Origin of the sequence: Bartonella sp. AP3QHHD (assembly GCF_042195765.1) — a bacterium.
In the GTDB taxonomy this organism is placed as follows: domain Bacteria; phylum Pseudomonadota; class Alphaproteobacteria; order Rhizobiales; family Rhizobiaceae; genus Bartonella.
The window spans coordinates 76517-101647 of sequence record NZ_JBHIPC010000065.1; the positions used below are offsets into that span (position 1 = coordinate 76517).

At 37.8% G+C, this 25131-nt stretch carries 22 protein-coding genes and 1 other RNA gene; 9 read left to right on the forward strand and 14 right to left on the reverse strand.

Annotated elements, in window-relative coordinates; translation table 11 throughout:
* Positions 1-10 precede the first annotated feature (10 nt).
* A complete protein-coding gene (locus ACFIL7_RS03790) occupies positions 11-880 on the reverse strand; it encodes a 50S ribosomal protein L11 methyltransferase (protein ID WP_375683370.1) in 870 nt (289 codons plus the stop codon).
* Between the two features lie 26 nt (positions 881-906).
* Entirely contained in the window at positions 907-1488 is a 582-nt protein-coding gene (locus tag ACFIL7_RS03795) for an SCO family protein (protein WP_375632977.1), read from the reverse strand.
* 136 nt (positions 1489-1624) lie between these two features.
* Here ACFIL7_RS03795 and ACFIL7_RS03800 point away from each other — a divergent pair, with 136 nt between their 5' ends.
* Complete coding sequence (locus ACFIL7_RS03800) at positions 1625-2254, forward strand: DapH/DapD/GlmU-related protein (RefSeq protein WP_375636800.1); 630 nt, start codon at positions 1625-1627, stop codon at positions 2252-2254.
* Between the two features lie 56 nt (positions 2255-2310).
* Here ACFIL7_RS03800 and ACFIL7_RS03805 read toward each other — a convergent pair whose 3' ends face one another.
* The 5 genes from ACFIL7_RS03805 to ssrA all read right to left on the reverse strand — a co-directional run bounded on the left by ACFIL7_RS03805 (position 2311) and on the right by ssrA (position 6302).
* Positions 2311-4650 carry an ATP-dependent helicase gene (locus ACFIL7_RS03805; protein WP_375683371.1) on the reverse strand — a complete coding sequence of 780 codons (2340 nt, stop codon included), beginning with the start codon at positions 4648-4650 and terminating at the stop codon, positions 2311-2313.
* A gap of 121 nt (positions 4651-4771) precedes the next feature.
* Complete coding sequence (locus tag ACFIL7_RS03810) at positions 4772-5023, reverse strand: ribbon-helix-helix domain-containing protein (protein ID WP_273788067.1); 252 nt, start codon at positions 5021-5023, stop codon at positions 4772-4774.
* Between the two features lie 10 nt (positions 5024-5033).
* Positions 5034-5216, reverse strand: coding sequence for a DUF4169 family protein (locus tag ACFIL7_RS03815; protein WP_375683372.1), 183 nt, complete (start codon positions 5214-5216; stop codon positions 5034-5036).
* 8 nt (positions 5217-5224) lie between these two features.
* Positions 5225-5776, reverse strand: coding sequence for an SspB family protein (locus ACFIL7_RS03820; RefSeq protein ID WP_375612012.1), 552 nt, complete (start codon positions 5774-5776; stop codon positions 5225-5227).
* A 169-nt stretch (positions 5777-5945) separates the two neighbouring features.
* Positions 5946-6302, reverse strand: a transfer-messenger RNA (tmRNA) gene (gene ssrA / locus ACFIL7_RS03825).
* Positions 6303-6399: 97 nt separating this feature from the next.
* Here ssrA and ACFIL7_RS03830 point away from each other — a divergent pair.
* Positions 6400-6705: a DUF2853 family protein gene (locus ACFIL7_RS03830; RefSeq protein ID WP_375618238.1), complete on the forward strand. Its 306-nt coding sequence runs from the start codon at positions 6400-6402 to the stop codon at positions 6703-6705.
* Between the two features lie 69 nt (positions 6706-6774).
* Here the strand turns inward: ACFIL7_RS03830 and ACFIL7_RS03835 are convergent, their stop codons facing one another.
* The 3 genes from ACFIL7_RS03835 to ACFIL7_RS03845 form a co-directional block, all read right to left on the reverse strand.
* Positions 6775-8082 (reverse strand): MFS transporter, encoded by a 1308-nt coding sequence (locus ACFIL7_RS03835; RefSeq protein ID WP_375632971.1) that lies wholly within the window; start codon positions 8080-8082, stop codon positions 6775-6777.
* A 652-nt stretch (positions 8083-8734) separates the two neighbouring features.
* Complete coding sequence (locus ACFIL7_RS03840) at positions 8735-10045, reverse strand: MFS family transporter (RefSeq protein WP_375632969.1); 1311 nt, start codon at positions 10043-10045, stop codon at positions 8735-8737.
* A 955-nt stretch (positions 10046-11000) separates the two neighbouring features.
* Complete coding sequence (locus ACFIL7_RS03845) at positions 11001-12308, reverse strand: MFS family transporter (RefSeq protein ID WP_375634614.1); 1308 nt, start codon at positions 12306-12308, stop codon at positions 11001-11003.
* 213 nt (positions 12309-12521) lie between these two features.
* Between ACFIL7_RS03845 and ACFIL7_RS03850 the strand changes: the two genes are divergently transcribed.
* The 7 genes from ACFIL7_RS03850 (at position 12522) to ACFIL7_RS03880 (ending at position 21416) form a co-directional block, all read left to right on the forward strand.
* On the forward strand, positions 12522-13316 hold the full coding sequence (locus ACFIL7_RS03850) for a thymidylate synthase (protein ID WP_375618242.1): 795 nt from the start codon (positions 12522-12524) through the stop codon (positions 13314-13316).
* A complete protein-coding gene (locus ACFIL7_RS03855; protein ID WP_375632965.1) occupies positions 13313-13822 on the forward strand; it encodes a dihydrofolate reductase in 510 nt (169 codons plus the stop codon). The genes ACFIL7_RS03850 and ACFIL7_RS03855 overlap by 4 nt, the downstream gene beginning before the upstream one ends.
* A 119-nt stretch (positions 13823-13941) precedes the next feature.
* Positions 13942-15081: an FtsH protease activity modulator HflK gene (hflK, locus tag ACFIL7_RS03860; RefSeq protein ID WP_375632963.1), complete on the forward strand. Its 1140-nt coding sequence runs from the start codon at positions 13942-13944 to the stop codon at positions 15079-15081.
* 2 nt (positions 15082-15083) lie between these two features.
* Positions 15084-16022: a protease modulator HflC gene (gene hflC / locus ACFIL7_RS03865; protein WP_375628861.1), complete on the forward strand. Its 939-nt coding sequence runs from the start codon at positions 15084-15086 to the stop codon at positions 16020-16022.
* 151 nt (positions 16023-16173) lie between these two features.
* Positions 16174-17697, forward strand: coding sequence for a Do family serine endopeptidase (locus ACFIL7_RS03870; RefSeq protein ID WP_375632961.1), 1524 nt, complete (start codon positions 16174-16176; stop codon positions 17695-17697).
* Between the two features lie 776 nt (positions 17698-18473).
* Positions 18474-19346, forward strand: coding sequence for a tRNA (adenosine(37)-N6)-dimethylallyltransferase MiaA (miaA, locus tag ACFIL7_RS03875; protein ID WP_375634613.1), 873 nt, complete (start codon positions 18474-18476; stop codon positions 19344-19346).
* A 270-nt stretch (positions 19347-19616) separates the two neighbouring features.
* Positions 19617-21416, forward strand: a complete 1800-nt coding sequence (locus ACFIL7_RS03880) for an acetolactate synthase 3 large subunit (RefSeq protein ID WP_375683373.1) — start codon at positions 19617-19619, stop codon at positions 21414-21416.
* A gap of 656 nt (positions 21417-22072) precedes the next feature.
* On the opposite strand, the gene ACFIL7_RS03885 is transcribed toward ACFIL7_RS03880, so the two are convergent.
* The 4 genes from ACFIL7_RS03885 to ACFIL7_RS03900 all read right to left on the reverse strand — a co-directional run bounded on the left by ACFIL7_RS03885 (position 22073) and on the right by ACFIL7_RS03900 (position 25130).
* Positions 22073-22900 carry a TauD/TfdA family dioxygenase gene (locus ACFIL7_RS03885; protein ID WP_375634611.1) on the reverse strand — a complete coding sequence of 276 codons (828 nt, stop codon included), beginning with the start codon at positions 22898-22900 and terminating at the stop codon, positions 22073-22075.
* 201 nt (positions 22901-23101) lie between these two features.
* Positions 23102-24151 carry an MFS transporter gene (locus tag ACFIL7_RS03890; RefSeq protein ID WP_375676883.1) on the reverse strand — a complete coding sequence of 350 codons (1050 nt, stop codon included), beginning with the start codon at positions 24149-24151 and terminating at the stop codon, positions 23102-23104.
* A gap of 34 nt (positions 24152-24185) precedes the next feature.
* Positions 24186-24311 carry a hypothetical protein gene (locus ACFIL7_RS03895; protein WP_375632953.1) on the reverse strand — a complete coding sequence of 42 codons (126 nt, stop codon included), beginning with the start codon at positions 24309-24311 and terminating at the stop codon, positions 24186-24188.
* A 231-nt stretch (positions 24312-24542) separates the two neighbouring features.
* Complete coding sequence (locus ACFIL7_RS03900; protein WP_375683374.1) at positions 24543-25130, reverse strand: NAD(P)-dependent oxidoreductase; 588 nt, start codon at positions 25128-25130, stop codon at positions 24543-24545.
* Position 25131 lies beyond the last annotated feature (1 nt).

The window sequence follows — 25131 nt, forward strand, 5'->3', positions numbered from 1 at the left end:
TCCTTTTATTTTATTTCAGGTGTATCGTAACCCATCCTTGCCGGTGGTATGTTTCGATATGCTTCAGTCCTTGTTTTATATAAGTCTCCAAAACATGGGCATGTTGTTCTTCAAGAATTCCAGAGAGTATAAGTGACCTCTCTTTTTGAAGTGCCGTTACCACTTCTTGCGCAAGTTCAATAAGCGGATTAGCAAGGATATTGGCAACAATGAGATCAAAAGGGGCTCGTGATGCAATTGCATCATGGGCAAAACCTGTTGCTGTAATAGCTGTAACATATTCATTGACATCATTGAATTCGATATTGTGTTGTGCAACTTGAACAGCAATTGGGTCAATATCGGATGCAAGCACAGTAATTGGTTTGAGCATTGCTATGCCAATGGCTAGTACACCGCTCCCAGTACCAAGATCAAGGGCATTTTGGGGATTTTCGTGTTTCATGACTTTGGCGATCATTTCTAAACAACCGGCTGTTGTTCCATGATGTCCGGTGCCAAAAGCTTGATTAGCTTCAATTTCAATAGGGAGAACATTTGCTGGAATGGCGTTTCGGTTGTGACTTCCATGAAGGAAAAAAGGACCAGCTTGCACAGGTTTTAGTCCTTCTAGGCTTTTTTGTACCCAATCAATGTTGGGTAAAACTTCCATATTAATTTTATCAAAATCTATAGAAAGAATTTTGGCAAAACGTTTCAATGCGTTCTCTTGATTGTCTTGATCGACATATAGAGAAAGCTCATATACAGCATTTTGTTCATCTATCTCTGTAAGAGCAAGAGGATAACCTTCTTCGTCAAAGGCTGTTTCTATAAGGGTATAGAACCGTTCTGCTTCATTTTTAGAAGCAGTATAATAGAGGCGAATTTGTTGCGACATGCTGTTCTTTCTTTTGATCGGCTTTTTTAGTTTAAGATGAGTTTTTTTAACCGTTCAATGGCGATTTCATCTTTTAATTCGCTATCGCTTTCTTTCGTGTCATAACGGATAACGCCAGCTAATTTTCCACCTTTTTTGAGTAAAAAAACTGCTGCTGTATGGTTATATGTATAGTTTCCATCTGTTTCAGGAACTTTTTCAGCAACGATGTTGAAAGAATTGACCATTTTATGAACTTTATCAGGATCTCCACTAATGCCAACAATTTTATTGTTAAAATTACTGAGATAATCATGGAGTACTTTTGGTGTGTCACGTTCAGGATCAACAGTCACAAACCATATACCTAATTTATCAGCTTCAGGACCAAGGGCTGTAAGCCATCGATCAAGATTCATCAGTGTGGTAGGGCAGCTTTCAGGACACATAGTGAAGCCGAAAAAAATTATTGAAGGCTTGCTTCGAACATCAGCCTCAGTAATATTTTTTCCATTAGAATCAGTGAGAGTAAAGTTATCACCTAAAGGCTTATTTGTCAGCGTATCATAAATAAAAACACCTGCAAGAAATATGATTGTCAGCCCCAAGATGCGTATTACATTTTTCATAGTTTGACTCTCTTAGATAGATTGAGAAATTGTAACATCGGCAGGTTTGTTTTGCAATGTTTGTTTCATGGTTGATTTTATTGGCTTTATTGGTATGTCTTTCCATATCTATTGATGAAACATTGGTGAAAGATGTATGAATATTGAGAAAGATCTTCGATTTCATGAAAGTGAGCCTCGTATCCATACGACAGCGCGGCTGCATGGTTGTAAATTAGGGCGCTATGTGGAAATTAATGAGCGGGTGATTTTACGGGATGTAACCGTTGGAGATTTTTCTTATTTAGAGCGTAATAGTGAGGCTATTTATAGCGATATTGGGCGCTTTTGTTCTATTGCATCTCATGTACGGATGAATGCGTTGGAGCATCCTATGGAGCGCGTTTCAACGCATAAAATAACCTATCGTCCAAACGAATATTTTCGTTATATGGCATTAGATAGTGTTTTTCGTGAAAGGCGTTGTGCAAAACGTGTTATTATTGGGCATGATGTGTGGATTGGATATGGTGCGGTTATTATGCCTGGGGTGACAATTGGTCATGGCGCTATCATTGGCGCGAACGCTGTTATAACGAAAGATGTTTTGCCATATACGATTGTTGTTGGGGTGCCTGCTAAACGGTTGCGGATGCGTTTTCCCAATCATGTCATAGAATGCCTTTTAGATATGGCTTGGTGGGATTGGCCGCTTGATAAAATTCACAACGCATTGCCTGATATGCAAAATTTGCCCATTGAAGCTTTTGTTCGTAAATGGAAATGACATTCAGAATAAAATAAAGTGGTTTCTTGAAAAAACTGATCGTGGTTTACTTGTAATTAAGCTTTGTTTACAAAATTGTCTAGTACACGCTTTTCTCCGGCTTTTTCGAACATTATTGTCAATTTATGATCGTCTATTGTTGTAATACGACCATAACCAAATTTTATGTGAAAAATCCGATCATTGACAGAAAAATCTGATGGTGCATGAGAGATTGATTGAGAGATAACTTTCCCTTCAATATTCTTGTTTTTTTGTGCACGCTTTTGTCTTGCTGTTGCATAGTCACTATAAAAGGAATCGTGATGTTGAAAGGAAGATTTTCCATAACCACCATAGGATGTTTCCATTTCTACAACTTCTATATGTTCTGCTGGTAATTCATCTAGAAAACGGGAGGGAAGAGCAGGTTGCCAAAGTCCATGAATTCTTCGATTCGATACAAACCATATATGCAAATATTTTTTTGCTCTTGTTAGACCTACGTAAGCAAGGCGCCGTTCTTCTTCTAATCCTGAACGTCCACCTTCATCTAATGAGCGTTGGTGGGGAAAGAGTCCTTCTTCCCAACCTGGAAGAAAAACTGTTTCAAATTCAAGTCCTTTGGCTGAATGAAGTGTCATGATGTTGACTGCATCCATATTTTCATTATTTTCCGTTTCCATAACGAGTGCAACATGTTCCAAAAAACTTTGAATATTTTCAAATTGTTCCATGGAACGAATCATTTCTTTAAGATTTTCTAGTCTTGTAGGAGACTCTGGTGAACGATCTTCTAACCACATGGTTGTATAACCAGAATCATCAAGGACAATCTCGGCAAGTTCTCTATGAGGAGTGTCTTGAAGCATATTTTGCCAGCGGCGGAAGTTTTCAATAAGGCTTCGTAACGCACTGCGTGCCTTAGGCTTTAATTCATCTGTTTCAATGATGTCAGCGGCAGCAGAAAAGAGAGGAACAGCACGTGCACGTGCACTCTCATAAAGAATGCGCAGGGTTGCATCTCCTATGCCGCGTTTTGGTGTATTAATAACACGCTCAAAAGCTAAATCATCAGTAGGTTGGACAACAACGCGTAAATAAGCCATGGCATCACGTATTTCCATTCGCTCATAAAAACGAGGACCACCAATGACGCGATAATTAAGGCCAAGTGTTACAAAGCGATCTTCAAATTCACGCATTTGAAATGATGCGCGTACCAATATAGCCATATGATTTAATGCATGACCGGTTTGTTGTGCGCGTTCGATTTCTTCTCCGATTGCTCGTGCTTCTTCTGCCGAATCCCATGCTGAATGAATTTTTACCTTTTCTTCCTCACTCTTTATTTGAGCAGAAAAAAGGACTTTTCCCAGTCTTTCTTCATTATGAGCAATGAGATGGGAGGCGGTTTTAAGAATATGGGATGTTGAGCGATAATTGCGTTCTAGACGAATAATTTTAGCAGAAGGAAAATCTTTTTCAAAACGTAATATGTTTTCGACTTTTGCACCACGCCATCCATAAATGGATTGATCATCATCACCAACACAACAAAGATTAACATGTTGACCTTGAGGATGTTGGGCCAAAAGGCGAAGCCAAAGATATTGTGCTGTATTTGTATCTTGATATTCATCGACAAGAATATAACGAAATTGAGAATGGTATTCGCGAAGAATATCTGGATTATGTTGGAAGATAGAGATAGAATGAAGTAGAAGGTCACCAAAATCACAAGCATTAAGATCTTTTAATCGATTTTGATAACTGTGATAAAGTTCACGTCCCATGCCGTTACCAAAGGAATGAGCATCACTTTTTGAGATATGTGTTGGTGAAAGTCCTTGATTTTTCCAAGAATCAATCATCATGGCAAGGTTTCGTGCGGGCCAACGCTTATCGTCTAATCCTTCAGCTTGAATAAGTTGTTTTAAAAGTCGAAGAACATCATCGCTATCAAGAATTGTAAAGTTTCTTTTTAAATCAACAAGCTCTGCGTGACGGCGTAAAATTTTAGCTCCAGTGGAATGAAAGGTTCCAAGCCAAGGCATACCTTCAACAACTTCTCCAATAAGTTCACCAATACGTATTTTCATTTCACGTGCTGCTTTGTTGGTGAAAGTGACAGCAAGTATTTGCTGAGGAGAGGCAAGTCCAGAGCGTAAAATGTGAGAAATACGGGTTGTTAAAACGCGCGTTTTTCCTGTACCAGCACCTGCAAGAACTAAAAGAGGTCCCTCAGTATTCATAACAGCTTGTTGCTGTTCTGGATTGAGTTGTTCTAAATAGTCTGTGTTATATGATTTTTGTTCTTTTAGAGTATGGGAGAAAAAATCAGAGCTCTTCTTATCATGGTCTGGAGGGAAATCTTCTTCAAAGAAAGGTATGGTGTGATCAGAAAAATTACTCATTATATCTCTTTTGTAGTCTTTTTTTCATTGAAGTTCTAGATTAAAAAAACTTCTCTTAAAAAGTCACAACAGTTTCAGTTGAACAGACTGAAAGAGAACGTAAAAAAAATAAGCACAAACATTAAAGGCGTTGGGTGAGAACGCTTTGAAGGGCATAAACGCGTAACGAAGCCGAAAGATTTACTTGTTGTGGTCTTTTGCTATCAATATCGGTAATAATAAAGGCTAAAGATTGTCCTTTTTTGCGGGCTATATCTTTTAGAATATCTAAAAATGGTGGTTCTAAAGAGACGCTTGTTGCGTGTCCATCAACGCGAACAGATATCTTTCGTGGAATGACTTTTGACCAATCGATAGAATTATTTTCGTGCATTTTTCCACCTTTATTCGTCGTTTCGCAAACGATTTTGATCAAGAAATTTTTGCATTTTTAAAGATTTTTTCTGCTCAAAATTTTTTTCAGTTTTTGTTCGTCCAAAACGATAACGATTTTGCTCAGCACAAAGAGATTTTTCTGTACGTTTTTTTTGTTTTCGAAATTGGCGAAGATTAATCAATTCAGTCATGAGAAAAATTATTTTTTCCGAAAGGAATCTAAAGAAACAACATCAGCACTTTGATTTTGTTTTGCATCGTTATTTGAAGGTTCTTTATTTGTACTGAGATTTTGTTCTTTTGTAAGCGTATTTTCTTTTTTTTGTTTGTTTGATAAGGTAATGGGCGTAGTTGAGGTATTTTCTGAATTTTCACTTTCTCCAGAGGTCAGATTTGAGGGCAGATCAAATGCTGCTTCAAATGCTGCTACAGGATCGTAAAAGACCTGAATGGAAGTAAAAGGAATCACGAGCTTTTCGGTTATTTCCCTGAAAGAGAGAGTTACTTCGAAAGCTGTTTCTGAAACACTGAGATCTCTAAATTGATGCTGTAAGACGATTGTCATTTGCTCGGGATAGCGATTTTTTAGCCGAGGAGAAATTTTAACGCCTGGGGCATTTGTCAAAAAAGTTATAAAAAAATGATGATTTCCCGGAAGACCTGCTTTGGCAACTTCCGATAAAACTTTACGGATAACTCCACGAAGCGCATCCTGAACGAGAATATCGTAACGGATTTGATCTTTAACCATCGAAGTTTTTTCCTTTTATTTCACGTAGCAGAATGGGGCGTATTGATATTGTGTGATAGAATATATTTTAAATTAGCAGATTTTTTCTACGATGCACCTCAATAAATCGAATAAATACGAAACTCTATGGTAAATAATGTCTGAAAGATCAATCAACAACATTTAAAAAAGTGAAGGCTTCTGTTGCCAGGTGCCTCCGAACCCCGCTTAAACCTGCGACGGTTTAAGGCTCAAATTGAAACATTCACACCACCTTAAGCGGCGAGACGTGCTTCCGCATAGTTGTCATTTGCAACTACTCATTTAGCCCGATAACGGTGGTACAATGCCGAGTAAAAGAGCGATCTTTACACCCTTGTCGATCCTATTTCGCCCCCACCAAAATATAACTTTGGTTTCTTATATTTTGGTGGAGGCGCCGGGTACCGCCCCCGGGTCCAATAGGTTTATTTCACCGTCCATTTATTACCATAGCTGGTAAACCAGCCCTCTAAATATAGATGAAGAACAGTCTTAGGAAAAGGGGGGGTTGTTAATATTTTTAATCCTCTAATTATTTATGGAGCTATATGGTGCGGCTGTAAAGTATAGTCCGCTCATTTTTGGAGAGGAGATGATGCAAAATGACAAATAATTTAGCAGATATTAAACTATATGATTCAAATCCCGATGAAGCAGCAGTAGAACGACTTAGCCGTCGTTTAGCTTTGGTGATGAAAAAGCAGGATGCAGCGCTTGTTGCTACGTCGGATCCAAAAGAGTTAGAACGTGTTGAAAAATGGGTTCAAGATGTTTTAGAAGCTGATGAGAAGAGTGCTAAAATGGCTGTTTCAAAAGTGGCTGAGATGATGTCTGGAGAGCGTAGAAAAAGTCGTATGACTTTTTATTATCTAGTTGCTAAGCAACTTAATGCACTTCATAAAATTTAAACAATATTAAATTTGTGATAATGATAAAAAAAAGCCCAATTTCTTGGGCTTTTTCGTTGATAAAAAGGATTAATGTTTTTCATCCTCTTGGAGGTAGCCTCCTTTACGCATACTTGGGACAAAGAGAAGAGCAATGAATGCCATGATCATCACGACGGTTATATAAAAATAAAAGAGTGATTCATGACCGTACTTTTTTAATCCAAGCGCAACGTATTCAGCAGAACCACCAAATAAGGCGTTACCAATGGCATGAGAGATGCTAACGCCTAATGCGCGTATTGAAGAGGGAAACATTGCTGATTTTACGACACCAGAGATGGATGTATACATGCTCATAATGAAGAGCAAGCCAATAATGACGGAAAAGGCAATCCATATACTATGCGTATTACCGATTATCCAGAGTCCAGGAAATGTAAAGATGACAGAGAGTATACTCCAAATGATAAGTAAAGTTTTTGTTCCAATTTTATCGGCTATGATACCAGCTATGGGTTGGAATAGGATGAAAATAAATAGTACAGCTGTCATAATCGTTGTTGCGGTATGTTTATCAAAGCCGGTAGTTGTGATCAGATATTTTTGCATATAAGTCGTAAAGGTGTAAAATGTGAGTGATCCTCCTGATGCAAAGCATGCAATTACGACAACGGCTTTTGTATGCTTGGTGAGTAGTTCCTTAAGACTGCCAGAGTGTTTGTGAGAGCGGCTTTCTTTCGTGGTTGTTTCGTGGAGAGAACGACGCAGATAAATCGCAATCACTGCCCCGAATCCACCAATTACAAAAGGAATGCGCCATCCCCATGCTTTTAACTGATCTTCAGAGAGATAAGATGCTAGAATAAATATAATGAAGCTGGCAAGAAGTTGACCTGTAATAAGGGTGGCAGATTGGAAAGAAGCAAAAAGCCCACGATGTTTTTTGAGGGCAACTTCGCTCATATAAGTGGCTGCTGTACCATATTCACCACCCGCTGAAAGTCCTTGCATCATCCGAGCTAAAAGTAAAAGGATTGCTGATGTTATTCCTAAGGTTTCATAGGTGGGAAGTATGGCGATGAAAAAAGAGCCACCACACATCATAAAAATGGATATAAGCATCGAGCGTTTACGTCCATAACGATCGGCGACAAACCCTAAAAACCAAGCTCCAATAGGGCGCATAAGAAAGCCAATAAAAAACACACCCGCGGTTTTTAACAGTGGCGTAATCGTATCACCATCGGAGGGAAAGAATTGTGATGCAAAATAAATTGATGCAAATGAGTAAACGTAAAAATCATACCATTCTACGAGATTTCCTGATGCGCTTGCTATAATAGCAAAAACACGTTTTCTTGCATCCTGTGATGCTGAAGTTGTTTCATTTTTCATGAATTGTTCCCCTTTTGGATTTATAGTTCATATTTTCTAAACATAATTGTTTATGATTTCCAGAAAAATTCAATTGTATTATAACAATTTCTTAGGGAAACTCTTTAAGATGATCTATTAGAGTTATGTTGTCATTCGTTTTAAGATTTTTACTTGTGTTGTAGAATAAAAAGTTATCATATTGCATTTAAAGGGAGAGAACATTGAAAAGTAGATCAAGATACCTTTAAACTTTATGAGAAGAATGCAATTATTGGAATCATACCGGAAGATCATAGAAGAGATGGTCTTTATGAACAGAAAGCTCAAAAACTGAAAATATTTCATAAAGCTTAAGTAATGTAAAAGGGGATTTTGTGTCTTTACTTATCTTATTGTATCATAACATATCATCATTTAGGAGGGTGAGGTAAGCCTCAGATAAGGTTTTCCGTATGAGGTGTTTTTTAGATATCGTGATAAATATTTAGGGTAGGGCTGCCCATAGAATCTTATCAAGTAAATTACATAAAGAGGCAGTAACTATAGACAATTTAAGAGAAACTGAGTCGTTTGTAAGACGAATGTAGGGCGGGCTTTTCGTTCTTTACTAGGGTGGAGAGGAGATCAAAAAAAGCCCAATTTCTTGGGCTTTTTTATCCAGAAAATAAGTTTAATGAAGTCTATCGTCTTTATCGAGATATCCTCCTTTATCTATATCGGGCATAAGAAGAATAGAGATGAGTGCAATGACCATCATACCAACGATGTAAAAAAAGAAAACAGATTCGTATCCCATATTTTTTAATCCAAGCGCTACATATTCAGCAGAACCGCCAAAGAGTGCGTTGCCAATGGCAAAAGCAAATCCAACACCAATTGCTCGGATTGAAGCAGGGAACAATTCTGCTTTTATGATACCAGCAATGGACGTATAAAAACTCATAACACAGAGTATTCCAATAATAATTAAGAGTGCTGTCCATGGATTATGGGCATTACCGATCATTTTAAGTACAGGAATGGTGCAGATAATGGATAATGCCCCCCAACTAATGAGTGAAGCTCTTGCTCCAATTTTATCGGCTAGGGAACCAAAAAGGGGTTGGAGTAGCACAAAAACAAAGAGGGCGGCAGTCATTATCGTTGTTGCGGTTTGTTTATCAAAGCCCGTGGTTGTGATCAGATATTTTTGCATATAAGTGGTGTATGTATAAAATGTGAGTGATCCACCAGCTGTAAAGCCAACAACCAAAAAGAAAGCTTTTTTATGATTGCGAAAAAGTTCTCGAAGACTACCAGCATGTTTTTCAGAGCGGCTTTTGTGGGTTGTTGTTTCATGGAGCAAACTACGCAGATAAATTGCAACGATTGCTCCAAAGCCACCAATCACAAAAGGAATACGCCATCCCCACGCTTTTAACTGATCTTCAGTAAGGTAAAGGGCTAAAATAAATATTATAAAACTTGCGAGAAGTTGACCTGAGATCGTTGTTGCATATTGAAAAGAAGCAAAGAGCCCGCGACGATTTTTCGGTGCAACTTCGCTCATATAAGTTGCTGCTGTACCATATTCACCGCCAACGGAAAGTCCTTGAAACATACGGACTAAAAGGAGAAGAAATGCTGCTGTTATTCCCAAGGTTTTATAAGTGGGAAGTATGGCAATGAGAAAAGAGCCACCACACATCATAAAAACAGAAATAAGCATTGAGCGTTTGCGTCCGTAACGATCGGCAATGCAGCCAAAGAGCCATGCTCCAATTGGACGCATAAGAAAGCCAATAAAAAAGATTCCTGCCGTTTTTAACAGTTGTGTAACAATATCTTCATCTTCAGGAAAAAACTGTGATGCAAAATAAACCGATGCAAAGGAGTAAGCATAAAAGTCGTACCATTCTACCAGATTTCCTGATGCGCTGGATATGATAGCAAAAATACGTTTCCTTGTATCATGTGGATCTAAAGTTGTTTGATTATTCATGAAGTATTCCCCTTTTAGATTTATAACTTTTCTTCTTTTTAAAGCTATTTACGATGTGCATTATAAAAACGCCATTGTATCATGATAATTTTTTAGGGAAACATAAAGATTTTTTCTAGAGCTATCAGTGGTGTTTTGGGCTCATGGTGTTGTTATATTGCGTAAATCATACGCTTTTTACTATCCTTAAGGAAATATTATTTTTTGTTTGATTGTGAATTATTTGCATATGCAGAGTGTTTATGAAGATATGATACTCTTTAGTTTATATGCTTGATGTTGTTTCGTAAAATGATGTTATTGACTATTGCATGCAAGGTTGGTGTATCTGTTAAAATACTTTTTATGAATGATCTTAAGTGTTAAGGGGGAGTACAATATTAAGAGTTCATCAATAATATAATGATAGCGGCTTGCACTTTTATTAAGTGTAAAGAGAGTAGTGCCCATGTTTATACTTTACGGGGCTTTTACGTTATGTCATTCACGAGTGCCGTTGTGAAATGGAGTTGGGTGCATTGAGAAATGTTTCTCAAAAAAGTGTGTGAATTCATAATATAATGGTATTTTCTATTTTTCATGAAAGGATTTGTGTTGCATGAGGGGTACCATTAAGAACGTATTAAACAAAATCATGAGTGTAATCTTTATTATTGATAAAATTTCTTGAAAGATAATCACTTGTCTTCGACTTTGAGTGGGAATGGGAATATTAAAATAAATCAAACGTTTTTTATCTTCAGTGAATTAAATTCAGTAAAAGAAGTATTTATTACATAATAATATGAAGCCATTTATTTTTATAAGCGGCGTGTGCAGGAGGGAACATTGCTTCTTTAGAGTGTTTGAAGGGATAAAAAAATTGTGAGCTTTAAACTGCTATCGGAAAGGATATAAAAAAAAGCCCAGAATACTAGGCTTTTTTGTTAAAATCCTTGTTTGTTAACATTAAAGGTTAATGAATATCGTCTCCTTGTAAATACCCTTTTTTGCGAGCATCTGGCATTAAGAGAACAGCGATGAATGCAATAATCATCATGCCGGTTATATAAAAATAGAAGACAGATTCATATCCAAGATCTTTTAATCCAAGCGCGACATATTCAGCAGAACCGCCAAACAGTGCGTTGGCAATAGCATAAGAGAGCCCAACTCCTATTGCTCGTACTGAAGCGGGAAACATTTCTGATTTTACAATGCCAGAGATAGATGTATAAAAGCTCATAATGCAGAGCATTCCAGTAATGACTGATAAAGCAATCCATGTACTATCAGTACTACCAATCATATTAAGTCCAGGAATGGTAAAGATAATAGATAAGACACTCCAAATAAGGAGTGAAGTTCTTGTTCCAATTTTATCTGCAAGAGCACCAAAGAGGGGTTGGAGTAACATGAAAACAAAGAGTGCAGCTGTCATGATTGTTGTGGCTGTATGTTTATCAAAGCCAGTGGTTGTGATCAGATATTTCTGCATGTAAGTCGTATAGGTGTAGAATGTGAGCGATCCTCCAGCTGTAAAGCCAATAACCAGAAAGAAAGCTTTTCGGTGGTTGCTCAGAAGTCCCCTAATACTACCAGCTTGTGCACTAGAACGACTTTCTTTGGTCGTTGTCTCATGGAGTGTGCGGCGTAGATAAATCGCAACAATTGCTCCTAGTCCACCAATGGCAAATGGAATACGCCAGCCCCACGCTTTTAGCTGATCTTCGGTGAGATAAAGCGCTAAAATGAATATAACGAGACTGGCTAGAAGTTGACCACCAATCAGTGTGGTATATTGGAAAGAGCTAAAAAATCCTCGGCGATTTTTGAGGGCGATTTCGCTCATATAAGTTGCTGTTGTACCATATTCACCACCGACAGAAAGCCCCTGAAGCATTCTGAGTAAAAGTAAAAGAATTCCTGCTGCCATTCCAATGGTTTCATAGGTAGGAAGTAGGGCGATTAAGAACGAACCACCACACATCATAAAAACAGAGATAAGCATTGAGCGTTTGCGTCCATAACGATCGGCAATGAAGCCAAAAAGCCATCCGCCGATTGGGCGCATAAGAAAACCAATAGCAAAAACACCCGCCGCTTTTAAAAGTTGCGTAACGTCATTGCCATCTGAGGGAAAGAATTGTGATGCAAAATAAATAGATGTAAAGGAATAAACATAAAAGTCATACCATTCTACTAGATTACCTGATGCACTGGACACGATAGCCCAGATACGTTTTCTTGTATCATGTGGTTTTAAAGCTTCTTGTTTTTCCATAGTCGATCCCTTTATTTCATGTTCATCCATCTTTGTTCATTTATGTCATTTTTTTAGAAGCTGTCTATAGTATTTTATCTTTTGCATCAAAAATTTAGTCAGATCATGATAATTTCTTGTGTAAGATGTTTTTGGAAAAAGATTTGAATTATCTTTGTACGGATTTTACAGTTTTTATTTTCTATAATGAGAAGAATCGGACATAATAGTCCTATGAAATCATATCTTGCTCTTTTATCTCATGTTTTAAATCAGGGTATTGATCGGACAGATCGAACGGGTGTTGGAACGCGATCTATTTTTGGGTATCAGATGCGCTTTGATTTACAAGCAGGATTTCCGTTGTTGACAACAAAGAAACTACACTTACGTTCAATTATTTATGAACTTTTGTGGTTTCTTAAAGGCGATACAAATATCGCTTGGTTGAAAGAGCATGGTGTGTCAATTTGGGACGAGTGGGCTGATGAAAAGGGAAATCTTGGTCCTGTTTATGGTTATCAGTGGCGTTCTTGGCCTGCTCCTGATGGACGCCATATTGATCAAATTAACAATCTTTTAACGATGATTAAGGAAACGCCAGATTCTCGTCGCTTGATTGTGTCAGCTTGGAATCCTGCATTAATAGAGGAAATGGCGTTGCCTCCGTGTCATTGTCTTTTTCAATTTTACATTGCGGAGGGGAAATTATCTTGTCAACTTTATCAGCGTTCGGCGGATATTTTCTTAGGTGTTCCATTCAATATTGCATCCTACGCATTGCTAACGATGATGATTGCGCAAGTAAGCGGTCTTAAAATAGGCGATTTTATTCATACTCTGGGAGATGCTCATCTTTATTCTAATCATTTTGAACAGGCAAAATATCAATTGTCTCGTATACCAAATGCTTTGCCATGTATGCGCATAAATCCAGCGGTAACAGATCTTTTTTCTTTTCAATTTGAGGATTTTGAGTTGCTTAATTATGAAGCACAACCCCATATTAAAGCGCCGGTAGCAATATGACGATTTCCATTTGTTTAATTGCTGCTGTTGCAGAAAATGGTGTTATCGGTCGTGAAGGTGCAATGCCGTGGCATTTATCGACGGATTTGCAACGCTTTAAAGCTTTGACGTTGCGTAAGCCCATTATTATGGGAAGAAAAACTTGGGATTCTATTGGGAGACCTTTACCAGAGCGTACAAATATCGTCATTACGCGTGATTGTACCTTTTGTGCTGAAGGGGCTGTTGTTGCTCACTCTTTATCGCAAGCTTGTTCTCTTGCAACAAATGTTGCTTCTCAAAATGATGTAGAGGAAATTTTTATTATTGGTGGGGGTGAAATTTTTCAACAAGGGTTGCATATGGCTGATAAAATATTCCTTACAGAAGTTTTAGCTTCTATAGAAGGTGATAGTTTTTTTCCTGTTTTTGATAAAGAAAAGTGGACTATTGTGCAAACACAAGATATTCCAAAAGGGGATAAAGATAGTCATCCGACACGTTTTGTTGTTTATGAGCGGAAATAATTTTTTGTAATATGAAGTGGAAGGGTTTATCAGTTGTATTGTAATGAGGTAAGAGACACCCTATAAGATCAAGCAAATGGTTGGTGTTCGAGTAGTGGTAATCAGTTAAAGAGGTGATAATGCCCTGGACAAATCAAAATGGTGGTGGCCCGTGGAGTGGCGATAAAAACAGTGGTGACAAAAAAACACCAGCTAAGAATCTCTTTGGTTCTGGTGGCGGTAATGGTGGTGAAAATGGTCCTAATCTTAATGAAATTTTGCGCAAAGGGCAGGATCAGTTTAAACAATTCGGGAGAAGCAGTTTTTCTGTTTTATTCCTTCTGCTTATTGTGTTTTTTTGGCTATACCAGTCAATTTATATTGTTCAGCAAAATGAACAAGCGGTAGAGTTGCGCTTTGGCATCCCTAAAGAAGGCATTATTGGTGATGGGTTGCATTTTCATTTTTGGCCAATTGAGACCTATATGAAAGTACCTTTAACGGAAAAAACAATCGCGATTGGTGGGAAGCCCGGTCAGGCGCAACAAAGTGATGGTTTAATGCTTTCGAGTGATCAAAATATCGTTAATGTTAATTTTTCCGTTTATTATCGGATTTCATACCCTAGTCAGTTTTTATTCAATGTGAATGATCAAGAGGGAACTGTCCGCCAAGTTGCTGAGAGTGCAATGCGTGAGGTCATTGGTTCGCGGCCGGTTGATGATGTTTTACGTGACAAGAAAGAAGAAGTTGCTAATGACGTTAGAAAGATTATCCAGTTGACTGTGGATAAATATCAACTTGGTGTCGAAATAAGCCGTGTTTCTATCAGTGAAGCTGCTCCTCCGACAAAGGTTGCTGCTGCGTTTAATTCTGTTCAGCAGGCGGAGCAGGAACGTGGAAGAATGATTGAAGAGGGGAATCGTGTGCGTTTTACGAAAATTGGTTTAGCAAATGGTGAAGCTTCACGCACACGGGAAATCGCAAAAGGTGAAAAGGCACAAATGGTTGAAGAGGCAACAGGGCGTGCTGAACGTTTTCAGGCGATAGCTCGAGAGGCTGCGATTTCACCAGAAGCTGCTCGCTACCGTCTCTACATGGAGACGATGGGGCGGATTCTTTCTTCACCAAATAAGCTGGTTCTTGATCAGGCAAATTCTCCAGCGATGCCTTATTTGCCTTTGAACGAATTGTTGCGTAGCAAGTCATCGGAAAAAGTAAAGGCAACATCAGCGCGTCCTGCGTTACTCTTAGATTCTCGTATTTCTGGAGGAGATTAATTATGCAGCAATCTCGCTTTTTGTTTGTTTTTAGTGCTATAGTGTTTGTTTTGATGATTTTGTGGATGTCCGTTTTTATCGTCTATCCTCGTCAACAGGTAGCAATTAAGCGTTTTGGACAAATTGTTCAGGTAGAATCTAATCCTGGAATCTATTTCAAGGCGCCCTTTATCGATAAGATGATCATTGTTGATAATCGGTTATTGCGTTACGATGTTCCTACACAATCTGTACAGGTTCGTGGTGGTGCGTATTATGAGGTGGATGCGTTCTTTATTTACCGTATTACAGATCCTAAGTTGTTTTTACAGCGCATTGCTTCTGGGCGTCCACAAATTGCGGCACGTGAAAACCTTGCACCACGGTTTATTGACGCTTTGCGTGCTGTTTATGGTAAGCGAGAATTTAAAGCAGCCTTATCGGATGAACGAGGCGCGATGATGGCTGAAGTACAGAAGCAATTTTCTGTAGATGCAGGTTCGTTGGGTATTGCCATTGTTGATGTGCGTATTCGTAAAACCGATTTGACTGATGCTGTTTCAGAAGATGTCTATCGGCAAATGGCAGCTGAACGTGAAGCTGCTGCGGAAAATATCCGGGCTCGTGGTCAGCAGGAGCGAGATCGTATTGTGGCAGAAGCTAATCGTGAATATGAAGAAATTGTAGCAGCTGCAAAGCGTGATGCTGAAATTACCCGTGGTGAAGGTCAAGCTGAAAGTATTCGTCTTTTATTGAATGCGAGGGAGGCTAATCCGTCTTTTTACGATTTTTGGTTGGCGATGGAACAATACAAGAATTTAGAGAAAACACCGATGGTGATTTCTCCAAATGAGGATTTCTTTTTCTATTTTCGTAATCCGCCGCAGGCAAATAAAGCATTCTTACCGACAATGAATACTGGCCTCAGTAAAACTGATCCAAAATCGGGAGAGAATAGATAAAATAATGGATTGCAGATACGAGATTTTGCATGAAAAGAATGATCTGTGACCATTTTCTTTTATGGTAAAAGTGGTAGAGAGTATCGAGCCGTGCTGGTTTTCCGTATATAAATTTAGTGGGGCTCTTTGCATCTTTGATTAAAGGCATGTCATGGATAGAAGTGTCGTGAGTAAAAATACGTTTTTAAAGTTTTTTATCACAAGAGTTGTTTTTTGTGTGACTTTGTTTCTATCAGGATCAGTGAGTTTGTCTTGGGGAGCCGAGACAAGCAAGGCATTGCTTTCTATTCCTGATTTAGCTTCTGAGCTTTTGGAAACAGTTGTGAATATTTCCACGGCGCAGACTGTTGAAGGAACAGAACAGGATGCAAACACCTCGGTACCCGTTATCCCAAAAGATTCATTGCTGGAGGAATATTTTAGTGATTTTTTTATACCCAAGGATGGTCAAAAAGATAGTCAATTTCAAAAGGTGCGTTCTTTAGGGTCTGGTTTTGTGATTGATGCGCAAAAAGGGATTATTGTTACAAATTATCATGTTATTGTAGATGCTGATGATATTGAAGTTAATTTTACGGATGGTACAAAACTAAAGGCAAAGCTTCTTGGAAAGGATAGCAAAACTGATTTGGCGTTGCTTCAAGTCGATGCAGGAAGTAAAAAATTAAAAGCTGTGCGTTTTGGTGACTCAGAAAAAGCACGTATTGGTGACTGGGTTATGGCTATTGGTAATCCTTATGGTTTTGGTGGAAGTGTGACGGTTGGTATTATTTCTGCACGTAACCGTGATCTTAATGCTGGTCCCTATGATAATTTTATTCAAACAGATGCAGCAATTAATCGGGGCAATTCTGGTGGTCCGTTATTTGATAGAAATGGTGAAGTCATTGGCATTAATACAGCAATTGTTTCACCTTCGGGAGGATCTATCGGTATTGGATTTGCTATTCCATCGGATATGGCTCTTTCTGTTATTAATCAATTGCGTGATTTTGGAGAAATAAGGCGTGGTTGGTTGGCTATTCGTATTCAGCCGGTAACAGAGGATATTGCAAAAAGTTTAAAATTGGACAATGCTGTGGGAGCATTGGTGGCTGGTAAAATAGAACAGACGGAAGAAAATAATGTAGATAATAGCCAGTTACAAACTGGAGATGTTATTCTTTCCTTTGGTAATTCCAAAATTAAGCATGCACGTGATTTGCCGCGTTTAGTTGCAGAAAGTTCAGAAGGAAAAGTGGTGGACGTTACTATTTTACGCAATGGGCAAGAAGAAACAGTAAAAGTTAAGCTTGGACGTTTGATTGAAACAGATCCAAATGAAGATACAGAAGAAGTTGCTGATAAAAAAAATCAAGATCTGTCGAAAAACGTGACAATGCAATTTATGGGAATGACGTTATCTGAACTGACAGAGGATTTGCGTCATCGTTATTCAATTTCAGATAAACTTCGAGGATTAGTGGTGACAGCTGTTGCACAAAATAGTGCAGCGGATAAAAAGCGTATTCGCGTTGGTGAAGTGATTGTTGATATCAATCAGAGTTCTATCACAACAATTGATGAGGCTAAAAAACGTATTCATAAATTACGTGAAGCTGGACGCAAAAATGCTCTATTTATTGTAGCGCGTCCAGATGGAGAGTTACGGTTCGTAACGCTCCTAATGGATTGATCCTTAAAAATTATTTTTTTGTTTTTTATCAGCCTTAGTAATGGGATATTTTGCAAGTCAGGCATGTGATATCCAATGTTTCTCAAGCTCATTTCACGATAGAGAGCATGGGGTGTGCAATATAAAATCCATTGGGCAGCTCTGTTTCTACGTTAAATAAAAGTACAAGTTGGCACCATCATAGATTTGCTAGTTTCCAATCTTGCAACAGCCTAGACTTTGAAATGCTGCATAAGAGATCTATGTTTTGTGTTTAAGTCAATTATTATTATAAATAATGTTTTATTTAGTGAGACTTTTAGTCCTTTGTGATTGTACTTTATGTGCTATGGAGAACGTTTTTTTCACTTCAGTTTGAAAAAAACTATCTTAGAGAAAAATCATATTAGACTAAATTAGTTATATATATATTTACACCTTTCTTGGTGATGGATGAAGAAATAGTTATAAAAAAGAGAGCGTGAAGAAGACAAGTTCTGAATCTCCTATTATAAAGCAGATTAGTATACTGTTTTTATAGGAAAAAATAAAGCTGTTTGATTGTATAGGTTAAGCTCAGTATTATTATTCATAAATAATGACAAAGAATATGTTTGTTTTTAATGGACTAACGGACAGAATGATTATGGCTGTAGTTTACTATTGAACTATGATAGCAAAAATGCTTGGAAATTCCTTTGGTGTTGTTATTAAGCCCATTTTTTATAAATTTCATAGGGGGCTTTGGTGGTGTCTGCATGTTGCAATAAGTTATTGATTGGGAGAAATTGCTATTCATGACACAGAGAAAAGTTACATTAATAGCGGGGCCAACGGCAAGTGGGAAGTCAGAACTTGCCTTGCAAATGGCTCAAGAAAAGAATGCTCTCATTATTAATACTGATTCAATGCAGGTTTATGATGTTTTAAATATTTTAACGGCACGGCCGGGGGAGGCTGATATCGCGATTGTTCCCCATTATCTTTATGGTCATGTGAGTCCTACTTTGAATTATTCAGTAGGGCAATGGTTGTGTGATGTCGAGAAGCTATTGGCTACTTTTTCTTTAAAATCAGTTATTTTTGTTGGTGGGACAGGACTTTATTTTCGTGCTCTTTTAGAGGGGATTTCGGAAATCCCTCATGTTCCAAATGTTGTGCGGCAGAAGTGGCGTTTGCTGCTTGATAAAGAGGGACCTGAAAGTCTTTATCGCCAGTTGTTTCAGATTGATGCTGTTGTTGCTGAAAAAATTTCTTCGCACGATAGACAGCGTATTGTACGTGCTTTGGAAGTTTATGATGCAACCGGTAAGACGCTCAGTTGGTGGCAGAAACAAAAAACAACACCTATCATTGCGCCGAATTTGACCGAAAAAATTCTTCTCATGCCACCACGTCCTCTGCTTTATGAACGTATTCATAAACGCTTGGATTCTATGATTGAAAGAGGAGCTTTAGAAGAAGTGGTGGCTATGAAAAAACTTAAACTTTCCTCTTCATTACCAGCAATGAAGGCTATTGGTATACCTGAGTTTATGGCTTATTTGGATGGATATAGAAGCTTTGAGAATGCTCTTGAAGCGGTGAAAATACAAACGAGGAGATATGCAAAAAGACAAATGACATGGTTTCGTAATCAATTTGATGAAGAATGGGTGCTTACTTTTTGATAAAAGAGTTAGAGCTTTGCAAAGAAACTTATCGAAAGATAAAAGATAATTCGTGAAAAAGAAATTTTTTAGAAAATATAATTTTTTATTGACGAATGGTATCAATGGAATTAGAAATCTTCCTACAAGGAATTTTTTATATATTTTATACGTTGGAATAATGGGGGTAATCATACAGTATGTGTTGTGTAATGGGCTCCTTTGGGGGCTTTTTTTATGAGCTCCGTTAGGGGCTTTTTTATTGTCCTATAAAGTAGGTGAGTGGGAAAAATGAGAAATGATCCAAGAAAGCAAGAGAGTGCAGATGGAAAAATAATGTCGGGCGCTGAAATAGTGGTTCAAGCTCTTATAGATCAAGGCGTTGAACATATTTTTGGTTATCCTGGTGGGGCTGTTTTGCCTATTTTTGATGTTCTTTATCACCAAGATACACTCCAGCATATTTTGGTGCGCCATGAACAAGCCGCAGGGCATGCGGCTGAAGGCTATGCACGCAGCACAGGGAAGGTAGGGGTTATGCTTGTGACTTCTGGTCCAGGGGCAACGAATGCTGTTACACCTTTGCAAGATGCTCTTATGGATTCGATACCTCTTATTTGTTTTTCTGGGCAGGTGTCAACAACGGTGATTGGAACAAATGCTTTTCAAGAGGCTAATACAGTTGGAATTACAAAGCCTTGTACGAAGCGTAATTGGCTGGTTAAAAATGTCAATGATCTTGCGGCTATTATTCATGAAGCTTTTTTTCTTGCTCAATCAGGTCGTCCTGGTCCGGTTTTGATTGATATTCCTAAGGATGTTCAATTTGCTTCAGGATTTTATAGAGCACCTCAAGTTCAGGAGTTTTTACATTCTTTTCCATCGATGAAAGGGAATACTAAGGCTATTGAATCTGCCGTTTCTCTTTTAGTTGAGGCAAAACGCCCTATTATTTATTCTGGTGGTGGTGTTATTTCATCGGGGATGAAAGCTATACAGCTTTTACGTAATTTGGTTCAATTGGGGGATTTTCCGATTACTTCAACATTAATGGGACTTGGTGCTTATCCTGCTTCCGGTAAAAATTGGCTTGGAATGCTTGGAATGCATGGAACCTATGAGGCTAATATGGCCATGCATGATTGTGATGTCATGTTAGCTGTTGGAGCACGATTTGATGATCGTATCACCGGGCGCCTTGATGCATTTGCACCTCATGCGCGTATTATTCATATTGATATTGACCCTTCTTCTATCAATAAAATTGTAAAAGCAGAAGTTCCAATTATTGGTGATGTGGCTTGTGTTTTAGGAGATATGACGCAACTCTTAAAGATACAGCAACCAGCGTTTAACAGTGAAGTCCGTGAGGCGTGGTGGACGCAAATTAACCGTTGGAAAGCTCGTAATTCATTGGCATATGCGGAGAAAAAAGATGTCATTATGCCGCAATATGCTCTTGAACGGCTGTATGCTTTTACCAAAGATGCGAATGCTTATATTACAACGGATGTCGGGCAGCATCAGATGTGGGCAGCGCAGTATTATCATTTTGATGAACCAAAACATTGGATGACTTCTGGTGGTCTTGGAACGATGGGGTATGGTTTACCTGCTGCTATAGGTGTTCAAATAGCGCATCCTGATGCGCTTGTTGTGTGTATTTCTGGTGATGCCTCCATTCAGATGAATATTCAAGAGTTTGCAACAGCTATTCAGCATGACACACCGGTGAAAATTTTCATTTTAAATAATCAGTATATGGGGATGGTTCGCCAGTGGCAGCAATTGCTGCATGGTAATCGTCTTTCTCATTCTTATACGGAATCTATGCCTGACTTTGTGAAATTGGCACAAGCTTATGGAGCCGTAGGAATTCATTGTTCAAAACCCGATGAACTTGATGATAAAATTCAGCAAATGATTGACTGTGATAAGCCTGTTCTTTTCGATTGTCGTGTTTATCATTTAGAAAATTGTTTTCCTATGATCCCATCAGGATGTGCCCATAATGAGATGTTATTACCCGATGAGGCAAGCGAAGAAGCTATTGCAAATGCTATTTCTTCTGAGGGAAAGATTCTTGTATAAAATGAATATATTAATAAAATAGTGAAGGATGGTGATGATGAAGTCTTTGGAGTCTTCATCTCTTTCTCTTCTTTGTGGAGAGTTTCTATTATCCTTAGAGCTCATTTTATGATTTTCATTCTGTGTTTAAAGACATGGGGTGTATTATTATTTGTTCATCTAAAAAATGTTATAAGTCGTGTGCCCAATTATGTTTGAATTTATTTGTACGCGATGTTTGTTTTTTTAATTCATATGTTCACATTAATAGCTATTTCGTTGCATTTTTTAGATAATACATTGAATTATCTGTTATAAATTAATTATGTTGTCTCATATATGAAAGATTCCATCGTGCAAGAAAAATCCACTGTGCTTGAAGGGTGCAACCATGCAAACCGTCATACTTGTGAAAACAATAGAAAAGTTTGTCACTATGTTTTGATTTCGCATTATGAAATTACTTCAAATCGCTCTTTCAAGGGCTTGGTAGGAGAATCCCCCTAGCGGACTGAAGGAAGGGAAAAAATAACAAAGATCAAATACAGCCATGGAAAATCAATTGGCCACCATAGCTTATAATCAGGTATGATTATGTGGGAGAAACCTATACATATGAGGTGTGTAGTCAATATATAAACCAGAATAATACTCAACACCATATCATTATCAGGACATTAACATTGAAAATCAAATACTCTTTCTTTTATTTGTTCTACATATCTATGATTCCATAAATCTGCAGACACAAACACTCTTTGAATCCACCGCATTGGATTTTTATAACGATCAAATGATCCAGAAAATTTATCTCTAGAGTGTAGAGCCATTCTGTTATCAATGTATAATAATCTTCCTGGTTGTACATCAATTCCAAAAAATACAGCCTTAATAGCTTCATAAAAATGATCTAAAGCTTCCTTGGCTTTTTTTGACTGTGGTTCTAACATGCCTGGATAAAAAACAGCGCTGATATCTGGGAATTCACCGTCCCCTTGAACGAGGGGTACTTTACTTGTAGAGGTTACCCCATTTTTTCTCCATCTATAGGGAACATTAATTATATATAAATTATCCCTTAAGCTCCTCAAATCCTCCTCATTTAAAAGTTTTAGAGCGAGACGTGCATCAGATATTCTCGTTAACGGGCCATCAACATCATTGCGAACACCAGATAAAAAGATCCCTTTAGGAGATAAATTTAAACCTCTTATAAATTTTAGTGCAGCATTTTCTATATGAAAATCTAACTCAACTTCAGATCCTAATCCTGTATAATCTTTTTTATTATCCTCTAAAGGAACTAGGTTGTTTACTATATGTTCGCCTTCAAATTTAATTGAATAAGGCTCTCCGATTAATAAAGAAAACATCATAATTAAATTTTCGCTAATATAGCCACTTTTACAAGACGCATCTAAATTATAAGGATTAGGTGACGTATTAATTTGTCTATCAATTGGAAGGTTTTCAAAGATTAAATATGCTCTAGGGGTAATAGACATCTTTTGATTCATAAGAATTGTCAATATTCTATGGGGTAGCAGCGAAAATGCTATTTTTTTAGCTTAACCGAATATTCAATACCACCCGTATGGATCATAAATAACATGGTCCAAAGCCTCCCAAAGTTTGTCTCTTTCGAGATTGCTCAACTCAAAAGTATTTTCATTTATCATTATAATTTCCTCCCCAATTATCTTTCCCTACTTTCTTATTAAGAAAAGTGAAAAAATAATAATTAAAATTAAAATCAGCCATGTTAGTACATAAGTGTCTGTAAAATCTTGGATTAATCCAAATAATGGTGGAGCAGTAATAATTGCGATTTGATTTATAGACATTGCTAACCCCAGAGAAAAGCCAACGCTTTCTTTTGGTGAAGAGTCTACAATATAGGCGACCCAAGGGCCATACCATCCCAATCCAAAAAAAACTAACCAAGCAGATAAAATAGTTAAATAAATTATGAATCCACTCATGCCTAAAATTAATATTAAAAATCCAAAAACGACTGCAATCATGCAAAACAAGACAGGAAAAAATCGTCCTTTTCTACAATGATCACTCCACGCTGCTAAAATAATTCTTCCTAAGGCACCAGAAGCCTGTGAAACAAAAAACAAATAAGCACTTTTATTTAAGGACAGCTGATAGATTCTATAAAAATAAATCGTTATAAAAATGGTTAAAACATATTGAACGATCACAAGTGAAACGCCTGAAAAAATAATATTCTTCATATGTGGTGCAGTTAACATCGCAAGACGAGACTTTACATTTGCATAGAACGAAACTTTTGCCTTGCTTTTTGGAACGATAGCGACAACTTTTGCTGGTGCGTGATAAAAAATAATAAAGATACATCCCCCTAAAAAAGAAACGATGGCACCGACCAAAAACGCACCTTGTATGCCATAGACAAGCGCACTCGCAGGAAGAACCATCCCAGCTAATGCCCCACCTAATGGTAGCCCCGCTTGCCTTATTCCCATTGCAAATCCGCGTTGCGATTGTGGAAACCATGCAGAAACAGATTTAGCACCACCAGGTTGAGCAGAGCTATAAAATCCCCCTACAATGAGCAAACAAACCAAAAGGGAAATATAGTTTTCTGCAATTGCTCCCAATAAAAGAGCGATAGAAACGCCGAGTGCGCCAACTCCAACAATATAGCGCTCGTTAAACTTGTCTAGTAATTCACCAGCTACAAGTAATCCAATAATAGGTAGGAACTGCGCTGCTGAAGACAGCAAACCTATTTGAGAGTCACTAAGCGAGAAATCCTTCTTAAAAAAATTCAGCTAAAGGACCAATCCCTTGAACAAAGAAGCAAGCTGATGCTTGAGCGATAGTGGCAACAAGCAATATAATCCATCTATAATAATTCTTTTCTATAAATTTATTATTGCTCACTCCGCCCCCCTCCAATTAAATTGTATTCCAATAAAGTAGCCTTTTTTAATAATGCTTGCAACAATAAATTAGGTATTTTATGCTGATTACATAAAAATCTGTCAATACGATTGGTCTTAATGTGAAAGCTAAGGAATATGCTTCATTTAAGGAAATAAGTTATTATGTGTCGTGCAAATTTGATACGCTAGCGACATAAGATAAATTTTACAAACATTGGCTCAGCCGGCATTAAGTGCTCTTCATAAAAGAAGCTATATTTTGGCAAGCTTTTTCAAAATAATTCTCAAAGCTTTCTTCAGTCACATAGCCCAGATGCGGTGTGCAAAGAACTCTATCTGATTGCAATAATTTGCTCTCATATACTGGTTCGCTGTCATAAACATCCAGTGCAAAGTAAGTTGAATTTTCCAAACTTAGTATTTTTTCTATCGCCCCTTTTTCAACCAAAGCTGAACGCGCTGTGTTGACAAAAATAGCATGAGGTTTCATGCTCAATAGATCATCTAATTTTATGATTTCTCTAGTTTTATCACTTAAACGTAAATGGATGGATATAATGTCAGGACGTGTAAAAAATTCTTCTTTTGAATGCGTAAAATGATAACCTAAATTTTTTGCTTCTTGCGTTGAACGCTCGCTCCCATAAACCAAAATGGACATGCCAAAAGCTTGAGCATATTGAGCAACCATTTTACCAATACGCCCAAACCCGAATATTCCAAGAGTAGCCCCTTTCATTTGGTTGCCAAATGTTGTTTGCCATCGTCCTTTTTTCATATCAGATACAGATTTACAGAGTTTTCTACGCGCAGACATA

Bases quoted from the DNA above. Each gene is read 5' to 3' on its own strand.
- ACFIL7_RS03790 (WP_375683370.1), bottom strand. From the start codon at position 880: ATGTCGCAACAAATTCGCCTCTATTATACTGCTTCTAAAAATGAAGCA.
- ACFIL7_RS03795 (WP_375632977.1), bottom strand. From the start codon at position 1,488: ATGAAAAATGTAATACGCATCTTGGGGCTGACAATCATATTTCTTGCA.
- ACFIL7_RS03800 (WP_375636800.1), top strand. From the start codon at position 1,625: ATGAATATTGAGAAAGATCTTCGATTTCATGAAAGTGAGCCTCGTATC.
- ACFIL7_RS03805 (WP_375683371.1), bottom strand. From the start codon at position 4,650: ATGAGTAATTTTTCTGATCACACCATACCTTTCTTTGAAGAAGATTTC.
- ACFIL7_RS03810 (WP_273788067.1), bottom strand. From the start codon at position 5,023: ATGCACGAAAATAATTCTATCGATTGGTCAAAAGTCATTCCACGAAAG.
- ACFIL7_RS03815 (WP_375683372.1), bottom strand. From the start codon at position 5,216: ATGACTGAATTGATTAATCTTCGCCAATTTCGAAAACAAAAAAAACGT.
- ACFIL7_RS03820 (WP_375612012.1), bottom strand. From the start codon at position 5,776: ATGGTTAAAGATCAAATCCGTTACGATATTCTCGTTCAGGATGCGCTT.
- ACFIL7_RS03830 (WP_375618238.1), top strand. From the start codon at position 6,400: ATGACAAATAATTTAGCAGATATTAAACTATATGATTCAAATCCCGAT.
- ACFIL7_RS03835 (WP_375632971.1), bottom strand. From the start codon at position 8,082: ATGAAAAATGAAACAACTTCAGCATCACAGGATGCAAGAAAACGTGTT.
- ACFIL7_RS03840 (WP_375632969.1), bottom strand. From the start codon at position 10,045: ATGAATAATCAAACAACTTTAGATCCACATGATACAAGGAAACGTATT.
- ACFIL7_RS03845 (WP_375634614.1), bottom strand. From the start codon at position 12,308: ATGGAAAAACAAGAAGCTTTAAAACCACATGATACAAGAAAACGTATC.
- ACFIL7_RS03850 (WP_375618242.1), top strand. From the start codon at position 12,522: ATGAAATCATATCTTGCTCTTTTATCTCATGTTTTAAATCAGGGTATT.
- ACFIL7_RS03855 (WP_375632965.1), top strand. From the start codon at position 13,313: ATGACGATTTCCATTTGTTTAATTGCTGCTGTTGCAGAAAATGGTGTT.
- hflK (WP_375632963.1), top strand. From the start codon at position 13,942: ATGCCCTGGACAAATCAAAATGGTGGTGGCCCGTGGAGTGGCGATAAA.
- hflC (WP_375628861.1), top strand. From the start codon at position 15,084: ATGCAGCAATCTCGCTTTTTGTTTGTTTTTAGTGCTATAGTGTTTGTT.
- ACFIL7_RS03870 (WP_375632961.1), top strand. From the start codon at position 16,174: ATGGATAGAAGTGTCGTGAGTAAAAATACGTTTTTAAAGTTTTTTATC.
- miaA (WP_375634613.1), top strand. From the start codon at position 18,474: ATGACACAGAGAAAAGTTACATTAATAGCGGGGCCAACGGCAAGTGGG.
- ACFIL7_RS03880 (WP_375683373.1), top strand. From the start codon at position 19,617: ATGAGAAATGATCCAAGAAAGCAAGAGAGTGCAGATGGAAAAATAATG.
- ACFIL7_RS03885 (WP_375634611.1), bottom strand. From the start codon at position 22,900: ATGTCTATTACCCCTAGAGCATATTTAATCTTTGAAAACCTTCCAATT.
- ACFIL7_RS03900 (WP_375683374.1), bottom strand. From the start codon at position 25,130: ATGTCTGCGCGTAGAAAACTCTGTAAATCTGTATCTGATATGAAAAAA.